This window comes from Mesorhizobium sp. WSM4306 (assembly GCF_007003975.1).
GTDB lineage: Bacteria > Pseudomonadota > Alphaproteobacteria > Rhizobiales > Rhizobiaceae > Mesorhizobium.
The window spans coordinates 1-19,987 of record NZ_VFTC01000027.1 but is presented as its reverse complement, the minus strand read 5'-3'; the positions used below and the strand labels follow the sequence as shown (position 1 = coordinate 19,987).

The following is a 19,987-nucleotide window of genomic DNA, read 5'->3' as shown; positions in this document are numbered from 1 at the left end:
GTCCGCAAGTCGAACAGCCTCGCGGGAGGCAAGATTGCGTTGTGTCGCCCGAAATCCCAACATAGAAGACGAATATGATGGATGTCACGCAACCACGCAATGCCGGCATGGAAGGGCACGAGCAAGCCCTGGACCTCACGCGGGGAATTGCGGCCTACGTCAACCACCCTCTCGTGGCCGCGCTGGCGCGCGTCATCGCCAAGCATCCGCAGGCCGATATCGCCAACGCCTTCAACCACAAGCAGGTCGCCTGCAAGATGTGGGCGCTCGACAAGCTGTTCGAAAGCCGCGGCGGCCGGTTCGGGCGCATATGGGTTCTGGGTGGATGGTACGGCGTGTTGCCGGCGATGCTTTTCAACGACGCCCGTTTTGACATAGCGGCGGTCGACAGCATCGACATCGATCCCGAAGTCGGCGCGGTCGCCCGGACACTCAACCGGGAAGCAGGCGACCGCTTCCGGGCGCTGACAGAAGATATGTACGCACTCGACTATGCGGCCGGGCGGCCCGACCTGGTGGTCAACACGAGCTGCGAACACATAGCCGATCTGCCCGCCTGGCTTGCCCTGCTTCCGCGGGGCACGACTGTGCTGCTGCAATCGAATGATTATTTCAGCGAGCCGACGCACATCAACTGCGTGCCTTCGCTTGCAGCTTTCGAAGCAATGGCGGCGCTGCGCGAGATCAGGTTCTCCGGCGAACTGCCGACAAAAAAATATACGCGCTTCATGCTGATCGGAACTGTTTGAAGCGCGTCGCCTGAATCCAGACGCGATCAGGTTTTCGGGGACCAGGTTCGATATCGCTCGCGCAGGATTTGCGCCGAGCGGCGCGCGCCTTCCAGATCGAGACGATGCGCGGCCGGCGCCGGTCCCGCAAGCGCCTGTTCGATCGCTTGCGCCAGACCTTCAGGCGTCAGGTCCTTTTCCGTCAGCACCGTTGCCAGGCCGAGTTCTTCGAGCATCAGGGCGCGAACCGTCTGTTCGGTTTCGCCGCCGGCCGCAAAGGGAACGAGCAAGGAGCGACACCCAGCGCCCAGGACATCGCAGACCGTGTTGTAACCCGCCTGCGAGACCGACAGCCGGGCGCCGGTCAGCAAGCTGGCGAAATCCGCGCGAAACCGGAAGATGGACAGGCCCGGTGTGGCATCGCGTGCAAGCGCGTCAAACTCGTCCTTCGGCAGGTTTGGGCCGGTGATCAGACACCATTTCCAGGCGTTTTTGGCATTCCGCGCCGCTGCGATTGTGGACCTGACAAGGCCCTTTCCCGCAGCCCCGCCGCCAACCGACACCAGAACGTCGAAACGCTCGGAGGCCGCAGGCGCCGGCGACGCGGCAACGAGCCCTGTGTAGGCAACCTCGGCCCTGATCGCTCCCGCCAGTGGAAATGTCTTGTCGATGGTTGCGAACGCCGGATCGCCATGGACCATGACGAGGTCGAAACGCCTGTTGACGAGATCGACCGTTTCCTCGTTTCGGCCCGGCTTGACGCGCTCCTGAAGTATGTCGCGCACCGACGTCGCCAGAAGCGGTCTGGGCGACGTCGCATCGATGGCTTCGATCAGCGGCAAGAGTTCGAAACGCATCTGCCGCCGTCCAAAGGGAAACGCTTCGACAATGACGATGTCTGGCCTGCAATCCCTAAATGCCTGCAGCAGCATCTCGGAACGAGATTTCTTGAAATCATCGTCGATGGGTTTGCCTTGCAGGTCGACAAGCCCGGAAAATCCTTCATCGCCGGAGGTGACGGGCGGCAGGGTTACAGATTTCACAGCAGGTCCCGGAAAACCTGCGACCGGCGTTCCGCCGGTTACGACGGTGACGTCAAACCCGTCATCGGCCAGAGCCGCCGCAATGCGGCTGGCGCGCGCGAGATGGCCGATGCCGAGCAGGTGCTGGACATAGAAGAAAGCGCGCAGCCGCTTCATTCGGCGGCCCGCCACTCCCGCTCGAACAGGTCCTTGAGCTGTCCAATGCTTGCCGTATGATCGAAATTGCCGCGCACGCGCCGCTCCGCGGCGTCGCCGAGGCGGGCGCGCAGCGCGGGATCACGGATCAGGCGCTCCAGCGCCTGTGCCAGGGCAATCGGATTTTCCGTCGGGACCAGCAGCCCGGTTTCATCCGACGACAAAAGCTCCGGCACGCCGGAAATATCGGTCGACACGCAGGCAAGCCGCTGGCTGGCTGCCTCCACCAGAACATTGGGCAGACCGTCCCGGTCGCCATCCGCGGTGATCCTGCAAGCGAGCGCAAAGATGTCGGCGCTGCGATAGTGCTCGAGCACCTCCTTCTGCGCCATCGCACCTTTCCACGAGACGCGACCCTCCAGTCCGAGCTTTCGCGTCAGCGCCTTGAGCCGATCCAGTTCCTCACCGCCGCCGATATGCTCGAACCGCCACGCCAGATCGCCAGGCAAGAGGGCGAGAGCCTCCAGCAACGTGTCGTAACCTTTCTTTGCAACGGCGCGCCCGACACTCAAGATGAGGACCGGTTCGTCCGGCGCCGAGCCGTCATGCTGTTTTCGCGCCGCGTCGAAACTGCCGAAGCGATCGAGGTCGAGCCCATGATAGCTCAGATGCACGGACGAGTTGCCGTTGGCGAGTTTTTTCAGGTGGTCGAAGCCGGTTTTGGTGCAAGTGACCGTCCAGCGCGCCGAGGAAAGCTTGCCGGCCAGATCCCAGTCCGCCGACGTCCAGATGTCCTTGGCATGGGCCGAGCAGCTCCAGGGCTGGCCACGAAGCTGGCTGGCATAGCGCGTCACCGATGCCGGCGTGTGCACGAAATGGGCATGCAGCCAACCCGCGTCTTGCGGCCATTCGGCCGCCAGCACGAGCGCTTGCCCGAAGCGGCGCACGCGATTGCGCGTAAAGTCGCGGGGAATATCTGCAGCCAGCGATTTGAGCGCGCGCCAGAAGCCCGGCCGCGGCACGGAGGCAAACAGCGAGCGAAGCACGCGCAACGGCTCCCTATGCAGATATTCCGGCAGATAATGGACGGGCGCCTTGATCTCGTCATGCACGGGGTGGCGTTTTGCGTCCGTCGGCCGCCTAAGCGCGAAAAGTATGAGGTCGAACCCCGCACGCTCGAGACCGAGCAATTCCTGCGCGATGAAGGTCTCCGACAACCGCGGATAGCCCTTCAGAACCACGACGATCTTGCGGTTTTGCAACTCAGTTCGTGCCTTCAATGACCGAAAGGTGATGGCCGGCCCGTCGGTCGAGCAGTTCAGCGACGATTTCGGAGATATGAGGCAGCCCTTCCAGCGTCAGATGTGGGTTGCTCTGCGATGGCCGCGGCCGGTCCGCCAGCACCTTCAGCGCATCGGCAAACCGTTGGGAATCCTTGGCTTCTTCCGGCAAAAGCATCTCGACGAGGCCAAGCTCGGCTGCGCGCCGGGCGCGGATCAGCTGTTCCTCGCGGGGCGTGACGCGCGGCACGATCAGCGCCGGCTTGTCGAACGACAATATCTCGCAATAGGTGTTGTAGCCGCCCATCGCCACCACCGCCTTGGCGCCGGCAATCAGGTCTTCCATGCGGTTGTCGAACTCGATGATCTTGACGTAGGGGATCTTGGCCCCCTTCCTGAGTAGCTTGTTGCGCTTGCGCGCCGGCATGTATGGCCCCAGCACGATCAACGCCCTATGCTGCAATTGCGGATCCTGCTGATAGGCATCGATGACGTCGTGGATCAGTTCAGCGCCGTCACCGCCGCCGCCGGTGGTAACGAGGATATAGTCGCCTTCGGGCCGGTGGCCGGGCAATTCATTCCGCTGCAGGCTCCGTTGCAGGAAACCGAGGAACCTCATTTTTGCCCTGACAGCCGGCGGCACATCCAGGCCGGTCAACGGATCGTAGAAATCCGGCGGGCCATAGACCCAGACCTTGTCGTAGAACAGGCCGATCTTGCGCATCACATCCCTGCGTGCCCACTCCGCTTCGAGCAGATGCGGCGCGTCCATCACCTCGCGCAGACCAAGCACGAGCGTGGTGCCCCGCGTCTTGAGGTAGGACAGCGTGTCCTCGATCTCACCGCGAAGACCGAGCGGCTCCTTGTCGACGATGAAGATATCCGGCCGGAAGCTCTCGGCGGTGTGGCGGATGATCGACTGACGCATCCTCAGCGTCTCATGCAGATCGATATCCTTTTCCAGCGAGGTGTATTCGCCGTTGCGCAGCTTGATGACGCTGGGGATCTTCACGAAGTCGACACGGGCGCGGTAGTCGAAGGCACCGGCGATGGTCGCACCCGAAATGATAAGCACCTGAAGCCCGCGGAAGTCCCCGACCAGCGAATGCGCGATCGTTCGGCACCGCTGCAAATGGCCGAGCCCGAACGTGTCGTGGCTGTACATCAGAATTCGGGCGTCTTTTGCGTGCTGTGTCATGTTGAACGTCTTTTAGAATTCTCGCCGGACGGTGGGCAACCCCGCAAGCTTCGAAATCAGCCACGGATCTAGCGATCCGTTTTGAGACATGAGGGGCGCGAGGCAGGCAACGGCATTCTTTACTTGGGCACGAATGCCAAGGAGCGCTGATTGTGGCGCGATGCCTTGTCTCCGCAGACGAAATACGACCCGAGCACAAATCTCTCTCATGAGGCTTGACCCCGTGGAATTACAGGCCTGCTGCCTGAGGCAGGCAGAGCGCATATTGCGAAAAGTTGAGGCGACAAAGGGAAACGAGGTTGCCGCACATTGTGAGGAGAACCCCGCACCTTGGGAAAATGCTTCATAATCCATTGAAACGCAACGACCGCCAGAGGCCGCACGTTGCGGCCTTTTATCCTGCCATCACCCTTGGCCGGTAGCAAGCCTCCAGTCCCTGACCGGTTCAACCCGATGCAATGGCAACGCAAATTGACCTGACCAAGGTTGGGGTCGAGCGCTCGAGTCGCTTCACCCGCTCCAGCTTCCTCCAGCGGAATCAAGCATCGAAAAGCCGCGGTCCGCCACCGCTTTTCGCATTCCCGGCCGATCGACGCGCATTCTCGAAAAGCTCGGTAACCACCAGACAGATCAGCCATCCACGGGACTTGATGCTTGCATCATAGTTCCGCCCCCAAAGCATCAGGTCGTCGTTGAAAGAAAACCGGGATGCGATACTATCCCATAAGATGTTTGCGACTGCTTGACCGGGGGGTGCAGTGGATTCGTCTTCTTTCAAGCGTTGGCCGGCAACACTGGGGGTGCGCGATCCTGCGGTCTTCCAGACTGTTTCGCGCCGTATCTTCGGGGATTTGCCATGACAGCTGAAGCCAATACTGATCAGCTTACCAGGGAAGGCGTCGAGGCGATCGTTGCGGCGATCACGGCGCGGGTCAGGGATCGTGAGGCGCTGATCTGGCTGTGGCCGCAGCTCGAAAAGCAGCTGACGTCCTATGACGGCCATCTGCAGACGACATTGTTTCCCGGTTTCGAGGCGCCTGCCGTGACGGCGTTGCCGCGGGCGCTCAGCCGGCGCGAACTGGCCGCCACGCTAAGGCTGGCGCTGCTGACGACCCTGGACAGGATCAGCCCTCTCGAGGCCGCCGCGACCACAAGTGCTGCCGACATACTGGCGGAATGGAACAAGCTTTCGGCCTTCGTCAGAAACAACATCAGCGATGGTTTTTCCGGATTTCAGAATATTCGAACCCGGCTCTATACCCAGTTCGGCGCGCCCAGCAATCCGGCCAAGGCGATCGACCGCGTCAACGCCTATTACGGCCAGCTCTCGGGTGCCGGCTTCCCCAAGGCGAGCTTCAAGTCGCCGGTGCATCCCGTGCTCAAGGCCCGGCTGGCGAACACGGTGGCGCTGCTGACGGCAAAGGGCGCCACGGCCGCGCTGACCACGATCAAGAGCGTCGGCGGGTTCAACATCAGGCCCAATGTCAATTCGCCCGCGCGGCTCAGCAATCATTCCTTCGGCTGGGCGGTGGACATCGATCCGGCGATCAACCCTAATGTCGATAAGGATAATTTGCCATTGGCCATCATCGCCGCCTTCACCGGTGTCGACCTCTACGGCGCCGAGAGCGCCACGCTGCGCGCCGGTGGTCCTTATGACACGTTGCTGCCGGCGGCTATTGTGCTGTCGAAGGCCAACGCCGCTGTCGTTGCCGCATTCGCCAATGCCGATGGCCTCAAGGCCGCCATGGGCAACGCCATAACGCGGCTGGCCGGCGTGACCCTGCCAGCGGCGAAACTCACCACGGCCCATGCGCTGGCAACCGCCGTGCCGGCCAAGCAGACCGATCTCGCCACGCTGCTTCGGGGTGCCGGCGCCACGCCTGCCAAGGCCAGGTCGACCGCGAAGCTGCTGGGCGATGCCGCCGACCTCTCCCGCCGGGCGGCCAAAGTCGCCACGCCAAAGATCATCGGCACCGACGCTTCGGTTGCCCGCTTCGGCTTCTTCAATCTGGCCCCGCAAGCCGCAGCCGGGCTCGCCGCCAGCGACGGCGGCGGCCTGCGCTGGCTGGGCGCCGCCACCGGCACCAAGGACTACATGCATTTCGAGCTTGCGCAGGCCGATCAGCCGAAGCTGTTCTGACAGTACGTAGCGTTTTCAGTTTCTCGATATTTCATTCATTAATCGAGTTTTATCGATTGTGGGCGGAACGGTCCGCCGCCTCAAAATTTAAGTGCGCTGACAAGAGGAGCGCCAATGCGATTCGCAGCCATGCAAGATCCATGTTACCACTGGCTTGTCTACGATTTGATGTCCGCCCTGCCGGCGGAGGTAGAAGGACGATTGCTGATGGGGCTGACGCGGCGCGAAGCCGAGCAGCTTGCCGCGCAGGCCAATGCGAGCTTCGTCAGGCAGGCGACCCGTTCGCCAGTTCCGCACCCCAGCTTCGCGTAGACATGCCGGCCTGACTACGCCAGCCTTGCCCTGGTCGTTCGCGGTGTCGCCAGCAGAAGGCTGGTCTCGCTGCCGGTTATGCCGGGGATGAGCCGTATCCGCCTCAGCACCGCGTCGAAATCGGTGAGTGAGGCCGTGCCGAGCTCGACCACCAGGTCCCAGCGGCCATTGGTGGTGTGAATGGTCGAAACCTCGGCGAGGCCGCCGAGCGCCCGGACCACGCGGTCGGCGGCATGGCCTTCGATCTCGATCATCATCACCCCGCGTATCCGCTGGTCGACGGCGTCGGCGCGCAGCACCACGGTGTAGCCGATGATCTCGCCCGACTTTTCCAGCCGCTCCATGCGCGCCCGGACCGTGGCGCGCGACACCCCGAGATCGACCGCGAGATCGGAGATGCTGCGCCGCGCATCGTGCCTGAGCAGCCTGACCAGCCTTTCGTCGAGCGCGTCCATGAAGACTATCCATTTTGGTCAACTTGACTGATCGGAATGATAAATCAATCTTCTCGAAATGCCAATTTCACCTGTTCAAACTGCCGGGCGAGAATGGTTCATTCCACGCATCAATCGCCCAATCAATTGCAAGGACAAAAAGAATCATGCGCTGCAGGATCGTTGGCGCGCCGGTGCAGGACGGCGCGGGCAGGATGGGATGCGAGATGGGGCCGAGTGCGCTGCGCACGGCAGGGCTTGTCTCGGTTCTCTCGGAACTCGGCCATGAGGTCGAGGACTGGGGCGCGGTGCAGCCGGCTGCGGCGCGCGCCATCGTCCACGGCAACCTTGCGCTGAAGGCGCTGCCGGAGATTTCCGCCTGGACCGCGGCGATCGCCGAGACCGCCTATGCGGCCTCGAAGGAGGCCATGCCGATCTTCCTTGGCGGCGACCATGCGATATCAGCCGGAACCGTGTCAGGCATAGCGCGCCGGGCGGACGAACGCGGCCGGCCGCTCTTCGTGTTGTGGCTCGACGCGCATCCGGATTTTCACACGCTTGACACCACCGTCAGCGGTAATCTGCACGGCGTTCCGCTTGCCTATGCCAGCGGCCGGCCGGGCTTCAACGGCTATTTCCCGGACCTGCCCGTCGCCGTCGATCCCGCCCGCATCTGCGTCATGGGCCTGCGCAGCGTCGATCCGGCCGAGCGCCGGGCGCTGAACGAAGCGGGCGTGACCGTGCATGACATGCGCACCATCGACGAGCACGGCGTTGCGCCTTTGCTGCGCGCCTTCCTCGCCCTTATCGAAGAGGCCAATGGCCTGCTGCATGTCAGCCTCGACGTCGACTTCCTCGACCCCTCGATCGCCCCGGCCGTGGGCACCACCGTGCCCGGCGGCGCCACCTTCCGCGAGGCGCATCTGGTGATGGAGATGCTGTCCGACAGCGGCCTGGTCTCCAGCCTCGACCTGGTCGAGCTCAACCCGTTCCTCGACGAGCGCGGCCGCACCGCGACCCTCATGGTCGACCTTGCCGCCAGCCTTATGGGCCGCCGCATCATGGACCGCCCAACCCGCAGCCATTCCGGAAGCATCGCATGACCCAGCCTTCCCGCCTTGCCATCGTCCCCTTCGTCAGCGTCGACCGCATGATGAAGCTGGTGCTGACCATCGGCGTCGAGCGGTTCCTGACCGAACTCGCCGCCTATATCGAGGAGGATTTCCGCCGCTGGGAGCTGTTCGACAAGACGCCACGCATCGCCTCGCACAGCCATGACGGCGTCATCGAGCTGATGCCGACCAGCGACGGAAGGCTCTACGGCTTCAAATATGTCAACGGCCACCCGAAGAACATGCGCGAGGGCCGTCAGACAGTCACCGCCTTCGGCGTGCTCGCCGATGTCGGTTCAGGCTATCCGATGCTGCTAACCGAAATGACGATCCTGACGGCGCTGCGCACTGCGGCCACTTCCGCTGTCGCCGCCAAATACCTGGCGCCCAAGGGCGCGCGCTCTATGGCCATCATCGGCAACGGCGCCCAGTCCGAATTCCAGGCCGTCGCCTTCAAGGCGCTGCTCGGCGTCGACCGGCTGCGGCTCTACGACATCGACCGCTCCGCTTCGGAAAAATGCGCCCGCAACCTCGCCGGCAAGGGATTTGACATCACCATCTGCACGACCGGCCAGGATGCCGTGGAAGGCGTCGACATCATCACCACGGTGACCGCAGACAAGCAGTACGCCACCATCCTCACCGACAACATGGTCGGCTCCGGCGTCCATATAAACGCGGTCGGCGGCGACTGCCCAGGCAAGACCGAGCTGCATCGCGCCATCCTGCTGCGCTCTGACATCTTCGTCGAGTTCCCGCCGCAGACGCGCATCGAGGGCGAGATCCAGCAGCTCGACGCCGACCATCCGGTGACCGAGCTCTGGCAGGTGATGACCGGCCAGGCGGAGGGTCGTACGTCAGCGAAGCAGATCACGCTGTTCGATTCCGTCGGCTTCGCCACGGAGGATTTCTCGGCACTGCGCTATGTCCGCGACCAGCTCCAGGCCACCGGCCTCTACGAAGAGCTCGACCTGCTCGCCGATCCCGACGAGCCGCGCGACCTGTTCGGCATGCTGCTCAGGGCAGGCTTGCAGCCGGCCGCGTGAAGACGCCTAGAAGGCTGGCTCTACTGCCGAAGCGGTGCGCAGCTCTCCCGTTCGACAAGCATTGGGGTGAGCACTTCGCGGCGTGAATGCGCCGCCGGCTCGGCAACACGCGCGAGCAGCAGGCTCACGGCCCTGGTGCCGATCTTCTCGACCGGCTGCGCGATCGTCGTCAGCGGCGGCCAGGTGGTGACGGCGTAGGGGATGTCGTCGAAGCCGATCATCGACATATCGTCGGGAACGTGCAATCCGCGCGAGCGCAGCGCGGTGACTGCGCCCATCGCCATCAGGTCGTTGCAGGCGAACACCGCGGTGATGCCGGGAGCCTGCGCCATCAACTGATCCATCGCCAGGCGGCCGCCGGCGAAATGATAGTCGGAATCGACAATCGACGACGCCGGCAACTCCACGCCTGCTTCGCCAAGCGCGCGGGCAAAACCGCGCAGGCGGGCCGGGCTGGAGCTCGAATCGCGCGGACCGCCGATGACGCCGATCTTCCTGTGGCCGAGCCCGGCCAGATATTTGCCGGCGAGATAGCCGCCATGATCGTGATCGACCAGCACGGAATCGACATTTACCGAATGGATCTCACGGTCGAGCAGCACCGCCGGCACCCCGGGCAGCACGTTGGCGAACACCCTCGCATGGTCGGACGAGCCGGCAAAGATCAGACCGTCGATCTGCTTGGCCATCAGCACCTGGAGATAGCGCTCCTCCTTCTCGGCGCTGCCGTCGGAATTGCACAGGATCACCGTGTAGCCGGCAAGGAAGCCGGCATCCTCGATCTGGCGCGCCACGCTGGCGAAGAACGGGTTGGAATTGTCCGGCAAAAGCAGGCCGATGGTCTTGGTCTCGCCGCGCCTCAGGCTGCGCGCGAGCGTGTTCGGCCTGTAGCGCAGAGCGGCGATGGCCGAATGCACGCGCTCGGCCGTCTCCGGCTCGACATGGCGCGTGCGGTTCATCACATGCGAGACGGTTGCGACCGACACTCCGGCATGGCGCGCGACATCGGCAATCGTCGTCATTGTTTTTCTTCCCCTAGCGGATGACCCGCAAAAGCCGCTCCCTGTAGGCGTCTAGGATGACGGCGAGCACAATGACAAGCCCAATCACGATCGGCTTGAAATTGTCGCCGACGCCGAGCAACTGCAATCCGGTCGACAATACCTGCAGAATGCAGGCGCCGACCAGCGTGCCGATGATCGAGCCCTTGCCGCCGCTGAGGCTGGTGCCGCCGATGATGACGGCGGCAATGGCGTTGAGCTCGTAGCCGACGCCGGCGATCGGGCTGCCGATGTTGAGGCGCAGCAGATAGACCATGGCGGCGATACCAGCGGTCAGGCCGCTGATGGTGAAGGCCGCAACCTTGTAAAAATCCGGATTGTGGCCGGACAGCCGCACCGCCTCGTCATTGGTGCCGACGGCAAAGATCATGCGGCCGAAGACGGTGAAGCGCAGCACGAACCAGCCGGCGGCGATCACCAGCACCGCGATCAGGAAGATCGACGGCAGGAAGCCGCCAATGATGAGATTGCCGAAGTCGACAAAGCTTTGCGGCAGGCCGGTGATGGTGGAATTGTCGCTGACCACGCGCGCAGCACCTGCCGCCATGTTGAGCATGCCGAGCGTGACGATGAAGGACGGGATCTTCCAGCGCGTCGATATCCAGCCATTGAGGAAGCCGCAGACGGCGCCGGTGGCCATGCAGGCAAGCAGCGCCAGCAGGATCGCCACCCCCGGCGACAGGCTTTCGTCGATCATGACGGTGGCGCCGACCACAGTGCACAGCGCCAGCACCGATCCGACCGAAAGGTCGATGCCGCCGCTGAGGATGACGAAGGTCATGCCGGCGGCGAGCACCGTGTTGATGGCGATCTGCACAAAGATCTTCAGCGCATTGCCCGATGTGGCGAAGTAGGGCGCCGTGGCCGAGAAGAACACGGTGATCAGCACCAGCGCCAAAAGCACGCCGGCGTCGCGCACCAGAAAGCGCAGGAATTTCGCCCGGCCCGGGGAAACGGGCGCCGAAATAGTCGCTTGCGACGTCTCGCTCATGGTCGCACATACTCCTGATAGGCGAGCGACAGGATGTGCTCCTGGTCGAACGCGGCGCGCGGCACGTCGCCGACGATCTTGTTCTTGGAAAAGACGATGATGCGGTGGCACATGCCCATCAGCTCGGGCAGGTCGGACGACACCATGATGATGCCCTTTTTCGCCGCAGCGAGCATCCACAGCAGCTGGTAGATCTCGCGTCGGGCGCCAATGTCGACTCCGCGCGTCGGTTCGTCGAGGATCAGCGTCGAGGTACCCCTGAACAGCCACTTCGCCAGCACCACCTTTTGCTGGTTGCCGCCCGAGAGATTGCGCACCGCTTGCTCGATCGAGCTCGCCTTGACCCTGAGCTGGCCGACGAGATCATTTGCTGCCGCACTCTCCGCCCGGCGGTTGATGAGCCCGTTGCGCGAGATTTTGCTGAGATCGGTGATGGTGATGTTCTTGTCCACCGCCATGTCGAGCAGCAGGCCCTGGCCCTTGCGGTCTTCGGTGAGCAGGCTCAAGCCGTGCCGCACCGCATCCTTGGGTGCGGTGATCGCCACCGGCTTGCCGTCGATCTCGACCACACCGTCGAGTTTCGGGTCGGCCCCGAAAAGCGCCCGCATGGCTTCGGTCCGGCCGCTGCCGACCAGCCCAGCGACACCCAGGATCTCGCCATGGCGGACGGCGAAGGAAATCTCCGGTGTCTCGGCGCTGCGTTTGAGGTTGGCGACGCTGAGCGCGACGGTGCCCGGCACGATCGAAGCATCGAAGCCATATTCGTCGGCAATGTCGCGGCCGATCATCATGCGCACCAGATGCGGCACGGTGAGGCCCTGCAAGTCGTGCGTCGCGACCAGTTTGCCGTTGCGCAGCACCGTCACCCGGTCGCCGATCTCGAACACCTCGTGCAGGCGGTGCGAGATGTAGATGATGGTGACGCCCTTGGCTTTCAGCCGCTTGATGATGGCAAACAGCCGCTCGATCTCCGGCGGCGTCAGCGTCGCCGTCGGTTCGTCGAGGACCAGCAGCTTTGAATCATTGCTCAGCGCCTTGGCGATCTCGACCAGCTGCATCTGCGCGACGCCGAGCGCCTCGACACGGGTGCGCGGGTCGATGTCGAGGCCGACCTCCTTCAGCAGCGCCAATGCGCGGCTATTGAGCGCCTTGCCGTCGACGATGCCGAAAGCGCGGCGCGGCAGCTTCTCCAGCATCAGATTCTCGGCGATGCTGAGATAGGGCAAAAGGTTGAGTTCCTGATGCACAATGCGGATGCCGCTGAGCTGCGCATCATGGGGCGTCTTCGGCCGATAGGCCTGGCCGTTGAAGGCGATCGAGCCTGAGTCCGGCTGGTAGATGCCGGCCAGCAGCTTGATCAGCGTCGACTTGCCGGCGCCGTTCTCGCCCAGGATGATGTGGGTTTCGCCGCGCGCGATCGACAGCGACACCTCGCTCAGCGCGACGGCGCCGGGAAAAATCTTTCCGACCCCTTCAAGGGAGAGAATCGCATCCATGGGCAGCGGAATCCTAAACTGCGCTCTCAAGCAATTCCAGGAAAAGTGCGCAGCGGTTTTCCGTCCGGAATTGCGTAAAAAACAAATAGTTAGAGCCCGCGAAAGCGGCGCGGGCGCGTCATCACCGCCGCCGACAGTTTGCCGGCGGCGGTGAAAAGACAAGCGGAGCGCCGGAGGGAGTCCCAGCGCGGTGCCTGCCTAGCCGGTGATCAGCTTTATGTCGGTCTTGACCCAGCCGGAGAACTTCTCGCCGGCCATTTCGCGCAGGCCGTAGTCGATGCCCATGGCGGCCATCTGCGCGCCATACTGCTCGACCGTGGCGAGCATTTTGCCTGCCTTGAGCAACGGCCCTACGGCCGGGATGTTGTCGAAGCCGACGACCTTGATCTGGCCGGACTTGCCGGCGGCGTCCAGCGCCTTGACGACCCCGAGCGCCATCGAATCATTGGCCGCCATCACGCCCTGAATGTCCTGATACTGGGTGAGGAAGTTGGTCATCAGCGTGTTGGCTTCCTCGGTCTCCCAATGCGCCGTCTTGGAGTCGAGCAGCTCGAGGCCGTTCTCCTTGATCGCGTCATCGAAGCCGAGCTTGCGCTCCTTGGCGTTGTCGGCTTCCGGGTTGCCTTCGAGGATGACGACCTTGCCGCCCTTGCCCAGCGCCTTGCCCAGTGCGTCGCCGGCAAGCTTGGCGCCGCCGCGATTGTCCGGGCCGAAGAAAGCGAGGTCGATGCCGGCCTTCTTCTTGGCTTCGGTATCGAGCGCGACGTCGATGTTGATGACCTTGATGCCGGCCTGCAGCGCCTTGGCGATCGGCGTCACCATGGCCTTCGAATCGGCCGGCGCGACGACGATGATGTTGTAGTTCTGGGTGATGAAGTTCTCGATGGCGTCAACCTGTGCGGCAAAGTCGCGCTCGTCCTTCATGCCGACGGCGGCGAAATCGAACTTGTCCTTGTTCTTGGCGGCATACTCCTCGGCGCCGGCCTGCATCTGCTTGAAGAACTCGTTGGCGAGCGACTTCATGACCAGCCCGACCTTCGGCTTGTCGGCGGCAAAGACCGGCCCGAGCGGCAACGCCAGCGCACCGACTGCCAGCGCACTGGTCTTCAGGAACTGACGGCGCGAAAATGGGCCGAGCCCATCCGTATTTGTTTTCTTGCTCATGATCTCCTCCTCTGCGGTCCCTAGTAATCGGTTACGTAACCGATTACGCCACAGGTTAGTGCTTGGCTTCGCCAGGTGTCAATATCGGCGGCGGGCAACTTCCAGCGCCGGCGATCGGACTCACACCACAGCGTATCCGTATCGACTGCCGCAGGAGCGCTGTATCGTTCCCAATGCCCAATGATTCCCGGCCTGGTGATTCTCGACTTGGTGACCCGGCAGACAGGAAGCCTTCATGCATGGCCTGACTCCCATACTTTCCACCGTGACCGCCTCGTTCCTCGCCTCTTTCGTCGAAGTGGTCGAGGCCTTCACCATCGTGCTGGCGGTCGGCGTCACCCGCAGTTGGCGGCCGGCGCTGACGGGCGCCGCCCTTGCGCTGGCGCTGCTGGCGGCTTTGGTGCTGGCCTTCGGACCGCTGCTGGCGCTGGTGCCCATCACCGTGCTGCAGTTCGTCGTCGGCGTGCTCCTGATCCTGTTTGGCATGCGCTGGCTCCGCAAAGCCATCTTGCGCGGCGTCGGCATCATTGCCCTGCATGACGAGGACGCCGCCTTTTCCAAGGAGACCGCCGCCTTGCGGCAACAGGCCAACGATCGCCGCGCCGATTACCTGGCCGGGCTCGCGGCTTTCAAGGCGGTGCTGCTCGAAGGTGTCGAGGTGGTGTTCATCGTCATTGCCGTGGGCGCCGCGCATGCGCAGACCTTCTATGCCAGCCTTGGCGCGCTGGCAGCATTTATGCTGGTGACGATCATCGGCCTTGCAGTGCACCGGCCGATGGCCCGAGTGCCGGAAAATGCGCTCAAATTCGCCGTTGGCCTGATGTTGACCAGCTTCGGCATTTTCTGGACCGGCGAAGGCCTTGGCGCCGACTGGCCGGGCGCCGATCTGGCTCTGCTGGCCATCTTCGCCATCATCGCCGTCGCGTCCTTCACCATCGTGCACTGGTTGCGCGACCCCGAGGCTGCACAAGGAGCTACCCGTTGAGTATCATCCGCCTCATTCTGAAGGAGTTCGTCGGCATGTTCATCGACGACGGCAGTTTGGCGACGCTGGCGCTGCTGCTGATCGTGGCGATCACCGCGGCGGTGAAGCTGCTGGCGCTGCCGCCGCTTGCCGGTGGCGTCCTGCTTCTGCTCGGCTGCCTCGCCATCCTGCTTTACAGCGTGCGCCGCGCGGCGCGACGTTCCGGTCGGTAGAGGGGCTCCGGTCAGTAGAGGGTGAAAAACACCGGCAGCACGCCGCTGATCCGCAACTGCTCGATCGTCTCGACGACCGGGAACAGCGCCAGGAAATAGAGACCGTCGACGAATGTCCGCCGCAAGGCCTTGGTTGAAAACCGGCGTTCGGCCTGATCGTGAAACAGCAGCGGATTCGGCCAGAAAGGCGGCGTGCGCTCGGCATAGGCGCTGTAGGCGGGGCCGAACTTTCCAAACAGGAACTCGGCTTCCTTGCGCGCCGTCACCAGGAACACAAGGTAGCTCACCAGAGCGAGCGCCGCTGCCACCAGCACCGAGCCATACATCAACCCGATGCCCGCTGCGCCGACCGTGGAAAAGAAATAGAGCGGGTTCCGGCTCATCGAAAACGGACCGATGGTGACCAGTTCGTCGTTCTTCCTGCCGCCGACATAAAGAATGCTCCACAGCCGGCCGAGAATGCAGACCAGCACGAAGCCGATTCCGAGCGCTTCTATGTATTCATGCCCGTCCGAGCCTTCGACGAGAAAGGGTTTTGTGAACAGCAGCGGCGCAATGGCGAGGACTGCGGCCACCTGCACGACAAACAGGCGCTTGTGCTGGTTGAAGGCTTTCGCCGCCGGCTTGGGGGGAGCGTCGCTCATCACAGTTCCTGCCCTCCGGCAGGGGCCATCGCCCCGGTGTCTCGCCATCCACTATCTCTTCCGTGCGGCGATGGCGAGGCGTCAACCGATGATTCCAGGAAAAAGCATGAAACGGCTTTTCGGCCGGAATTGCGCCAAAACAGGGCATTAGAGCGGGCTCCAATGGCCAGCGATTGGAGCAACAATGCGCCTTCTTCTCGTCGAGGACGACCCACGCACGGCCGACTATGTCGTCAAGGGCCTGAGTGAAGCCGGCCATATCTGCGACCTGCTGCGCGATGGCCGCGACGGGCTGTTTGCGGCGACCCGCGATGCCTATGACGTGATCGTCGCCGACCGCATGCTGCCCGGCCTCGACGGCCTGTCGATGATCAAGGCGGTGCGCGCGGCTGGCGTGCGCACGCCGGCGATCTTTCTGACCTCGGTCGGCGGTGTCGACGACCGCGTCGAGGGGCTCGAGGCCGGCGGCGACGATTACCTGGTCAAGCCCTTCGCCTTCTCCGAACTGCTCGCCCGCATCAATGCGCTCGGCCGCCGCCCGGCGGCGCAGGAGCAGAAAACCACGCTGCGCATCGCCGATCTCGAAATGGACCTGATCCAGCGCCGGGTCACCAGGCAGGGCCAGGCGATCGACCTGCAGCCGCGCGAATTCAGCCTGCTCGAAGTGCTGATGCGCGGCGAAGGCCGCGTCATCACCCGCACCATGCTTCTGGAACGGGTGTGGGATTTCCATTTCGACCCCAAGACCAGCGTCGTCGAAACCCATATCAGCCGGCTGCGCGCCAAGATCGACCGGCCGTTCGAGGTGCCGCTGATCCACACCGTGCGCAACACCGGCTACAGTGTGCACGCGCCGAGTTGAATGGGCCATGCTCGATCGCACCTCGCGCGTCCAACTGGCTGTCCGTATATAAGCGAAATGTCGATGCTGGACTCTGCAAAGCGATGGGCGCGCGGCATCAAGCGCGACACGGTGGCATTGTGGCTTGCCGCCCGCGACCCTCGTGTGCCCTGGTACGCAAAGGCCGTTGCCGGAGCGGTTGCGGCCTATGCTCTGAGCCCTATCGACCTCATTCCTGATTTTATCCCGGTCATCGGCTATCTGGATGATCTGCTGATCGTCCCGCTCGGCATCATGCTTGCGGTCAAGCTGGTGCCAGCCGGTCTCATGCAGGAATTCCGTGATGCGGCCACGCGCCGCGCTAGGCCGGTTGGCAAGGCCGGACTGGTCTTCATGATTGCAGTCTGGATTTTGGGAGCGCTGGCGCTGCTATGGCTATTCTGGCCGAAGTCCGCCTAGGGCGATGAAGGAAACAAGCGCCAGCCTGCTGCGCAGCACGCCGTTCCGGCTGGCGCTGACCTTTGCCTTGCTGTTCGTGCTCGCTTTCATTCTGTCCGGCGCCATCGTCTACCAGTTGATGAGTGCCGACCTCGCCGAGCAGCTCGACCAGTCGGTCAAGGAGACCTATTCGGTTGTGGCGATCACCTATTCGCAAAGCGAACAGGAGGATCTGGTCCTGTCGGTCGACAGCCACGCCGCGCTCAGCCCCAAGAAGGAGCAGCTGTTTTCGCTGACCGACAGCAATGGCAATCGCCTGGCCGGGAACTTCACCGCGGCCGACCTTCCCGACGGCTTTTCGGATTTTGCCGCTTCCCTGCCCGGCGTCGCGCCCGGCACCCTGTACCGCGCCTGGTCCGGTTCGGTCGGGCCAAACAGCCTGACCGTTGCCTTCTCGCTCTCCGAAACCGAAGAGCTGGAGAGGATCGTGCTGATGAGCTTCGGCTGGGCAACCTTGATTATCTCGGGCCTTGGGGTGGCCGGCGGCGCCTTGCTGGCGGCGCGGGTGCAACGCCGCCTCGACGGCATTGCCGCCACCATGGACGATGTCTCCAACGGCCGGCTCGACGCCCGCATTCCGCTGCTTGGCAATGGCGACGACATTGACGGCGTGTCGCGCCAAGTCAACGCGGCGCTCGAACGGCTGGCATCCCTTGTCGACGGCATGCGCCAGGTCAGCGCCGACATTGCGCATGATCTGAAGACGCCGCTCAACCGGTTGCAGATGATTTTGGAAGCGGCCGCCGACAAGACCGCGCGGGGCGAGGCCGTTGCCGGCGAGCTTGCGGAGGCGCGCGAAGAAAGCCTGCAGATCAACAAGACCTTCGATGCGCTGTTGCGCATTGCCCAGATCGAGGCCGGCGCGCGCAAGGCGCGCTTTGTCGATCTCGACCTTAATGGCGTCGTCAAAGCCATTGCCGAAATCTATGCCGATGTCGCCGATGACGACGGCAAGTCGCTGTCATCCGCCCCATTGCAGGGCGCGCCATGCCTGATCCACGGCGATCGTGATTTGCTGACGCAATTGTTCGCCAATCTGGTCGAAAACGCGCTGCGGCATTGCCCGGAGGGCACAGCCATTCGGATATCGGTGAAGCGACAGGCCGATCGCATTCTGGCCGAGGTCGCCGACAATGGCCCCGGCATCCCGGCGCAGGAGCGCGAAAAGGTGTTCCAGCGGCTCTACCGGCTGGACACGAGTCGCACCACGCCCGGCAGCGGGCTAGGGCTCAGCCTGGTCCGGGCCATCGCCGACCTGCATGGCGCATCCATCGCGCTCGAGGACCGCCAGCCCGGCTTGGCGGTCATCGTCGGTTTCCCGGCAGCAAAGGCATCGCTGGGCTGAGAGAGAGGCGTCAGCCCAGATCCTGAACGTCCCACCAGGCGTCCCACTTCGGCGCAAAGGGTGGCCGACTGAAGCGCTGGTCTTTCGGGAGTGCGGTGACAGCGGCGCGATCCTTGTCATCGCCGATTGCCGCTGCTAGGGGCGCCAGAAGGGGTGCCCGCCGCAGGGGGACAGCAGCGGGCACCCTAGGTTCGCGCCGGCGAAGGCACTAACGCTCGGCCGCGCATCTCCAATGAATCAGCAAGGCGTTGGTTGCCGCACCCAGCCCTCTGCCTTTGACGTTAAGACTTCAGTCGGATGCCTCCTGGGACCGTAGTCCACAGGCGGAACGATCGCACCGGGGCGCCGTTCTGCTTCCAGTAAAGTCGGCTAGCAGGGAGCGAAGGCAATGGATGATCGAAACACCAGCGTCATGGAAGCTCGGTGGCTTCTTGCTGTGCCCGCCTCGCTTATCTTGACGGTTCTTTTCGCTGGTTTCTGGCTTGCGTAATTGCCCAGTCGGCCGCTCAGAGGCCCGATTGTGAGGGGTGCTCGACGAACGATCGGGCGGGCACCCCAACGGTGGCGATTAGTTGCCGGGGCACAGAACTAATAATTAGCAAGCTTACGGAACAATAGATATCTGACAGAGTTTGATGTTTTGGGCAGTCAATACGCAGCTCTTGAAACAGCCCTTAACATCGGAAGGTTTGTCATGAGAAAGTATCTTGTCACTATCGCCGCAGGTCTTGCACTGGTCGCCGGAACTGGCGCAGCCGTAGCGGACGACGTCATCGTTCTCAAGCCTGAGCAGCAGACGGTGGTTCGCGAATACATCCACAAGCATAAGCTCGCATCTGTCAGCCTGCTCGGTGTGGAACTCAACGTCGGCACTGCTCTGCCGGATACGGTCGAGCTTCACGCAATCGAGGTCCCCGACGTCAAGTACAAGTATACGGTCGTCGGAGACCACGCGGTCCTCGTTGACCCGGATACGCGCAAGATCGTTCAGATCATCGAGTAGCAGCTTCGGCTGGATGTCCCTCAACGTCCAGCCGCTGACGGCCCGCTCCCAGAGTTGTTCTTTGGGAGCGGGTTTTTTCGCGTTTAATGCCGGCGCCGTCGCCCTGCGAGCGGTACGGCCGAATACGGATGTACACATCCATCGAGATGTTTCCTTTTTACGCTCGGAGCTCGGCTTGAAAGGCCGAGCCAGGTCGACCCCCACTCCGTCGAGCTGCGCTCGACACCTTGCCGGGGCGAGGGTAGTGTACTGAGAGTTCTGCAAATTCGCTGAGAGAGGGCGGTCATGGCAGGCTGGTGATTGTTCACGTCACCTG

20 protein-coding genes are annotated in these 19,987 nt (G+C 63.1%); 11 read left to right on the top strand and 9 right to left on the bottom strand.

Annotation, left to right across the window (positions count from 1 at the left end):
• Positions 1-77 precede the first annotated feature (77 nt).
• Entirely contained in the window at positions 78-749 is a 672-nt protein-coding gene (locus FJV77_RS25600) for a class I SAM-dependent methyltransferase (protein WP_142869418.1), read from the top strand.
• Between the two features lie 26 nt (positions 750-775).
• Here the strand turns inward: FJV77_RS25600 and FJV77_RS25595 are convergent, their stop codons facing one another.
• Genes FJV77_RS25595 through FJV77_RS25585 form a run of 3 tightly spaced genes read right to left on the bottom strand, consistent with a single transcriptional unit; the run spans position 776 to position 4,384 of the window.
• Positions 776-1,927 (bottom strand): glycosyltransferase family protein, encoded by a 1,152-nt coding sequence (locus tag FJV77_RS25595; protein ID WP_142869373.1) that lies wholly within the window; start codon positions 1,925-1,927, stop codon positions 776-778.
• Positions 1,924-3,168: a glycosyltransferase family 4 protein gene (locus FJV77_RS25590; RefSeq protein ID WP_142869372.1), complete on the bottom strand. Its 1,245-nt coding sequence runs from the start codon at positions 3,166-3,168 to the stop codon at positions 1,924-1,926. The genes FJV77_RS25595 and FJV77_RS25590 overlap by 4 nt, the downstream gene beginning before the upstream one ends.
• A 1-nt stretch (position 3,169) precedes the next feature.
• Positions 3,170-4,384: a glycosyltransferase family protein gene (locus tag FJV77_RS25585; protein WP_142869371.1), complete on the bottom strand. Its 1,215-nt coding sequence runs from the start codon at positions 4,382-4,384 to the stop codon at positions 3,170-3,172.
• Positions 4,385-5,240: 856 nt separating this feature from the next.
• Between FJV77_RS25585 and FJV77_RS25580 the strand changes: the two genes are divergently transcribed.
• Positions 5,241-6,527, top strand: a complete 1,287-nt coding sequence (locus FJV77_RS25580) for a M15 family metallopeptidase (protein WP_142869370.1) — start codon at positions 5,241-5,243, stop codon at positions 6,525-6,527.
• A 114-nt stretch (positions 6,528-6,641) separates the two neighbouring features.
• Positions 6,642-6,839: a hypothetical protein gene (locus FJV77_RS25575; RefSeq protein WP_142869369.1), complete on the top strand. Its 198-nt coding sequence runs from the start codon at positions 6,642-6,644 to the stop codon at positions 6,837-6,839.
• A gap of 14 nt (positions 6,840-6,853) precedes the next feature.
• On the opposite strand, the gene FJV77_RS25570 is transcribed toward FJV77_RS25575, so the two are convergent.
• Positions 6,854-7,294 carry an Lrp/AsnC family transcriptional regulator gene (locus tag FJV77_RS25570; RefSeq protein ID WP_142869368.1) on the bottom strand — a complete coding sequence of 147 codons (441 nt, stop codon included), beginning with the start codon at positions 7,292-7,294 and terminating at the stop codon, positions 6,854-6,856.
• Positions 7,295-7,440: 146 nt separating this feature from the next.
• Here FJV77_RS25570 and rocF point away from each other — a divergent pair, with 146 nt between their 5' ends.
• Both rocF and FJV77_RS25560 read left to right on the top strand, forming a co-directional pair.
• Positions 7,441-8,376: an arginase gene (gene rocF / locus FJV77_RS25565; RefSeq protein ID WP_142869367.1), complete on the top strand. Its 936-nt coding sequence runs from the start codon at positions 7,441-7,443 to the stop codon at positions 8,374-8,376.
• Entirely contained in the window at positions 8,373-9,431 is a 1,059-nt protein-coding gene (locus tag FJV77_RS25560; protein ID WP_142869366.1) for an ornithine cyclodeaminase, read from the top strand. Before rocF ends, FJV77_RS25560 begins: the two co-directional genes overlap by 4 nt.
• A gap of 20 nt (positions 9,432-9,451) precedes the next feature.
• Here the strand turns inward: FJV77_RS25560 and FJV77_RS25555 are convergent, their stop codons facing one another.
• From FJV77_RS25555 to FJV77_RS25540, 4 genes are all read right to left on the bottom strand, one after another.
• The gene (locus FJV77_RS25555; RefSeq protein ID WP_142869365.1) at positions 9,452-10,453 is read right to left on the bottom strand and encodes a substrate-binding domain-containing protein; all 1,002 of its coding nucleotides are present in this window, start codon (positions 10,451-10,453) and stop codon (positions 9,452-9,454) included.
• A gap of 13 nt (positions 10,454-10,466) precedes the next feature.
• On the bottom strand, positions 10,467-11,483 hold the full coding sequence (locus FJV77_RS25550; protein WP_142869364.1) for an ABC transporter permease: 1,017 nt from the start codon (positions 11,481-11,483) through the stop codon (positions 10,467-10,469).
• A complete protein-coding gene (locus FJV77_RS25545; protein ID WP_142869363.1) occupies positions 11,480-12,979 on the bottom strand; it encodes a sugar ABC transporter ATP-binding protein in 1,500 nt (499 codons plus the stop codon). Before FJV77_RS25545 ends, FJV77_RS25550 begins: the two co-directional genes overlap by 4 nt.
• Before the next feature lie 198 nt (positions 12,980-13,177).
• Entirely contained in the window at positions 13,178-14,143 is a 966-nt protein-coding gene (locus FJV77_RS25540) for a sugar ABC transporter substrate-binding protein (protein WP_142869362.1), read from the bottom strand.
• Positions 14,144-14,378: 235 nt separating this feature from the next.
• On the opposite strand from FJV77_RS25540, the gene FJV77_RS25535 reads away from it, so the two are divergent.
• Together FJV77_RS25535 and FJV77_RS25530 are read left to right on the top strand one after the other, a co-directional pair.
• A complete protein-coding gene (locus tag FJV77_RS25535; RefSeq protein WP_142869361.1) occupies positions 14,379-15,128 on the top strand; it encodes a COG4280 domain-containing protein in 750 nt (249 codons plus the stop codon).
• Positions 15,125-15,340: a hypothetical protein gene (locus tag FJV77_RS25530; RefSeq protein WP_142869360.1), complete on the top strand. Its 216-nt coding sequence runs from the start codon at positions 15,125-15,127 to the stop codon at positions 15,338-15,340. Before FJV77_RS25535 ends, FJV77_RS25530 begins: the two co-directional genes overlap by 4 nt.
• 11 nt (positions 15,341-15,351) lie before the next feature.
• Here the strand turns inward: FJV77_RS25530 and FJV77_RS25525 are convergent, their stop codons facing one another.
• Entirely contained in the window at positions 15,352-15,984 is a 633-nt protein-coding gene (locus FJV77_RS25525) for an isoprenylcysteine carboxylmethyltransferase family protein (RefSeq protein ID WP_142869359.1), read from the bottom strand.
• A gap of 184 nt (positions 15,985-16,168) precedes the next feature.
• On the opposite strand from FJV77_RS25525, the gene FJV77_RS25520 reads away from it, so the two are divergent.
• The 4 genes from FJV77_RS25520 (at position 16,169) to FJV77_RS25505 (ending at position 19,671) form a co-directional block, all read left to right on the top strand.
• On the top strand, positions 16,169-16,846 hold the full coding sequence (locus FJV77_RS25520; protein ID WP_142869358.1) for a winged helix-turn-helix domain-containing protein: 678 nt from the start codon (positions 16,169-16,171) through the stop codon (positions 16,844-16,846).
• A 57-nt stretch (positions 16,847-16,903) separates the two neighbouring features.
• Entirely contained in the window at positions 16,904-17,284 is a 381-nt protein-coding gene (locus FJV77_RS25515) for a YkvA family protein (RefSeq protein WP_142869357.1), read from the top strand.
• A gap of 4 nt (positions 17,285-17,288) precedes the next feature.
• On the top strand, positions 17,289-18,668 hold the full coding sequence (locus tag FJV77_RS25510) for an ATP-binding protein (protein ID WP_142869356.1): 1,380 nt from the start codon (positions 17,289-17,291) through the stop codon (positions 18,666-18,668).
• Positions 18,669-19,362: 694 nt separating this feature from the next.
• Positions 19,363-19,671 carry a DUF1236 domain-containing protein gene (locus FJV77_RS25505; RefSeq protein ID WP_142869355.1) on the top strand — a complete coding sequence of 103 codons (309 nt, stop codon included), beginning with the start codon at positions 19,363-19,365 and terminating at the stop codon, positions 19,669-19,671.
• The last annotated feature ends 316 nt before the right edge of the window (positions 19,672-19,987 follow it).

What these genes read in the sequence shown, in the direction of transcription:
- FJV77_RS25570 (WP_142869368.1), bottom strand. Translation starts at nt 7,294, where the DNA reads ATGGACGCGCTCGACGAAAGGCTGGTCAGGCTGCTCAGGCACGATGCG.
- FJV77_RS25550 (WP_142869364.1), bottom strand. Translation starts at nt 11,483, where the DNA reads ATGAGCGAGACGTCGCAAGCGACTATTTCGGCGCCCGTTTCCCCGGGC.
- FJV77_RS25595 (WP_142869373.1), bottom strand. Translation starts at nt 1,927, where the DNA reads ATGAAGCGGCTGCGCGCTTTCTTCTATGTCCAGCACCTGCTCGGCATC.
- FJV77_RS25505 (WP_142869355.1), top strand. Translation starts at nt 19,363, where the DNA reads ATGAGAAAGTATCTTGTCACTATCGCCGCAGGTCTTGCACTGGTCGCC.
- FJV77_RS25580 (WP_142869370.1), top strand. Translation starts at nt 5,241, where the DNA reads ATGACAGCTGAAGCCAATACTGATCAGCTTACCAGGGAAGGCGTCGAG.
- FJV77_RS25545 (WP_142869363.1), bottom strand. Translation starts at nt 12,979, where the DNA reads ATGGATGCGATTCTCTCCCTTGAAGGGGTCGGAAAGATTTTTCCCGGC.
- rocF (WP_142869367.1), top strand. Translation starts at nt 7,441, where the DNA reads ATGCGCTGCAGGATCGTTGGCGCGCCGGTGCAGGACGGCGCGGGCAGG.
- FJV77_RS25520 (WP_142869358.1), top strand. Translation starts at nt 16,169, where the DNA reads ATGCGCCTTCTTCTCGTCGAGGACGACCCACGCACGGCCGACTATGTC.
- FJV77_RS25540 (WP_142869362.1), bottom strand. Translation starts at nt 14,143, where the DNA reads ATGAGCAAGAAAACAAATACGGATGGGCTCGGCCCATTTTCGCGCCGT.
- FJV77_RS25585 (WP_142869371.1), bottom strand. Translation starts at nt 4,384, where the DNA reads ATGACACAGCACGCAAAAGACGCCCGAATTCTGATGTACAGCCACGAC.
- FJV77_RS25575 (WP_142869369.1), top strand. Translation starts at nt 6,642, where the DNA reads ATGCGATTCGCAGCCATGCAAGATCCATGTTACCACTGGCTTGTCTAC.
- FJV77_RS25525 (WP_142869359.1), bottom strand. Translation starts at nt 15,984, where the DNA reads ATGAGCGACGCTCCCCCCAAGCCGGCGGCGAAAGCCTTCAACCAGCAC.
- FJV77_RS25600 (WP_142869418.1), top strand. Translation starts at nt 78, where the DNA reads ATGGATGTCACGCAACCACGCAATGCCGGCATGGAAGGGCACGAGCAA.
- FJV77_RS25555 (WP_142869365.1), bottom strand. Translation starts at nt 10,453, where the DNA reads ATGACGACGATTGCCGATGTCGCGCGCCATGCCGGAGTGTCGGTCGCA.
- FJV77_RS25535 (WP_142869361.1), top strand. Translation starts at nt 14,379, where the DNA reads ATGCATGGCCTGACTCCCATACTTTCCACCGTGACCGCCTCGTTCCTC.
- FJV77_RS25560 (WP_142869366.1), top strand. Translation starts at nt 8,373, where the DNA reads ATGACCCAGCCTTCCCGCCTTGCCATCGTCCCCTTCGTCAGCGTCGAC.
- FJV77_RS25510 (WP_142869356.1), top strand. Translation starts at nt 17,289, where the DNA reads ATGAAGGAAACAAGCGCCAGCCTGCTGCGCAGCACGCCGTTCCGGCTG.
- FJV77_RS25515 (WP_142869357.1), top strand. Translation starts at nt 16,904, where the DNA reads ATGTCGATGCTGGACTCTGCAAAGCGATGGGCGCGCGGCATCAAGCGC.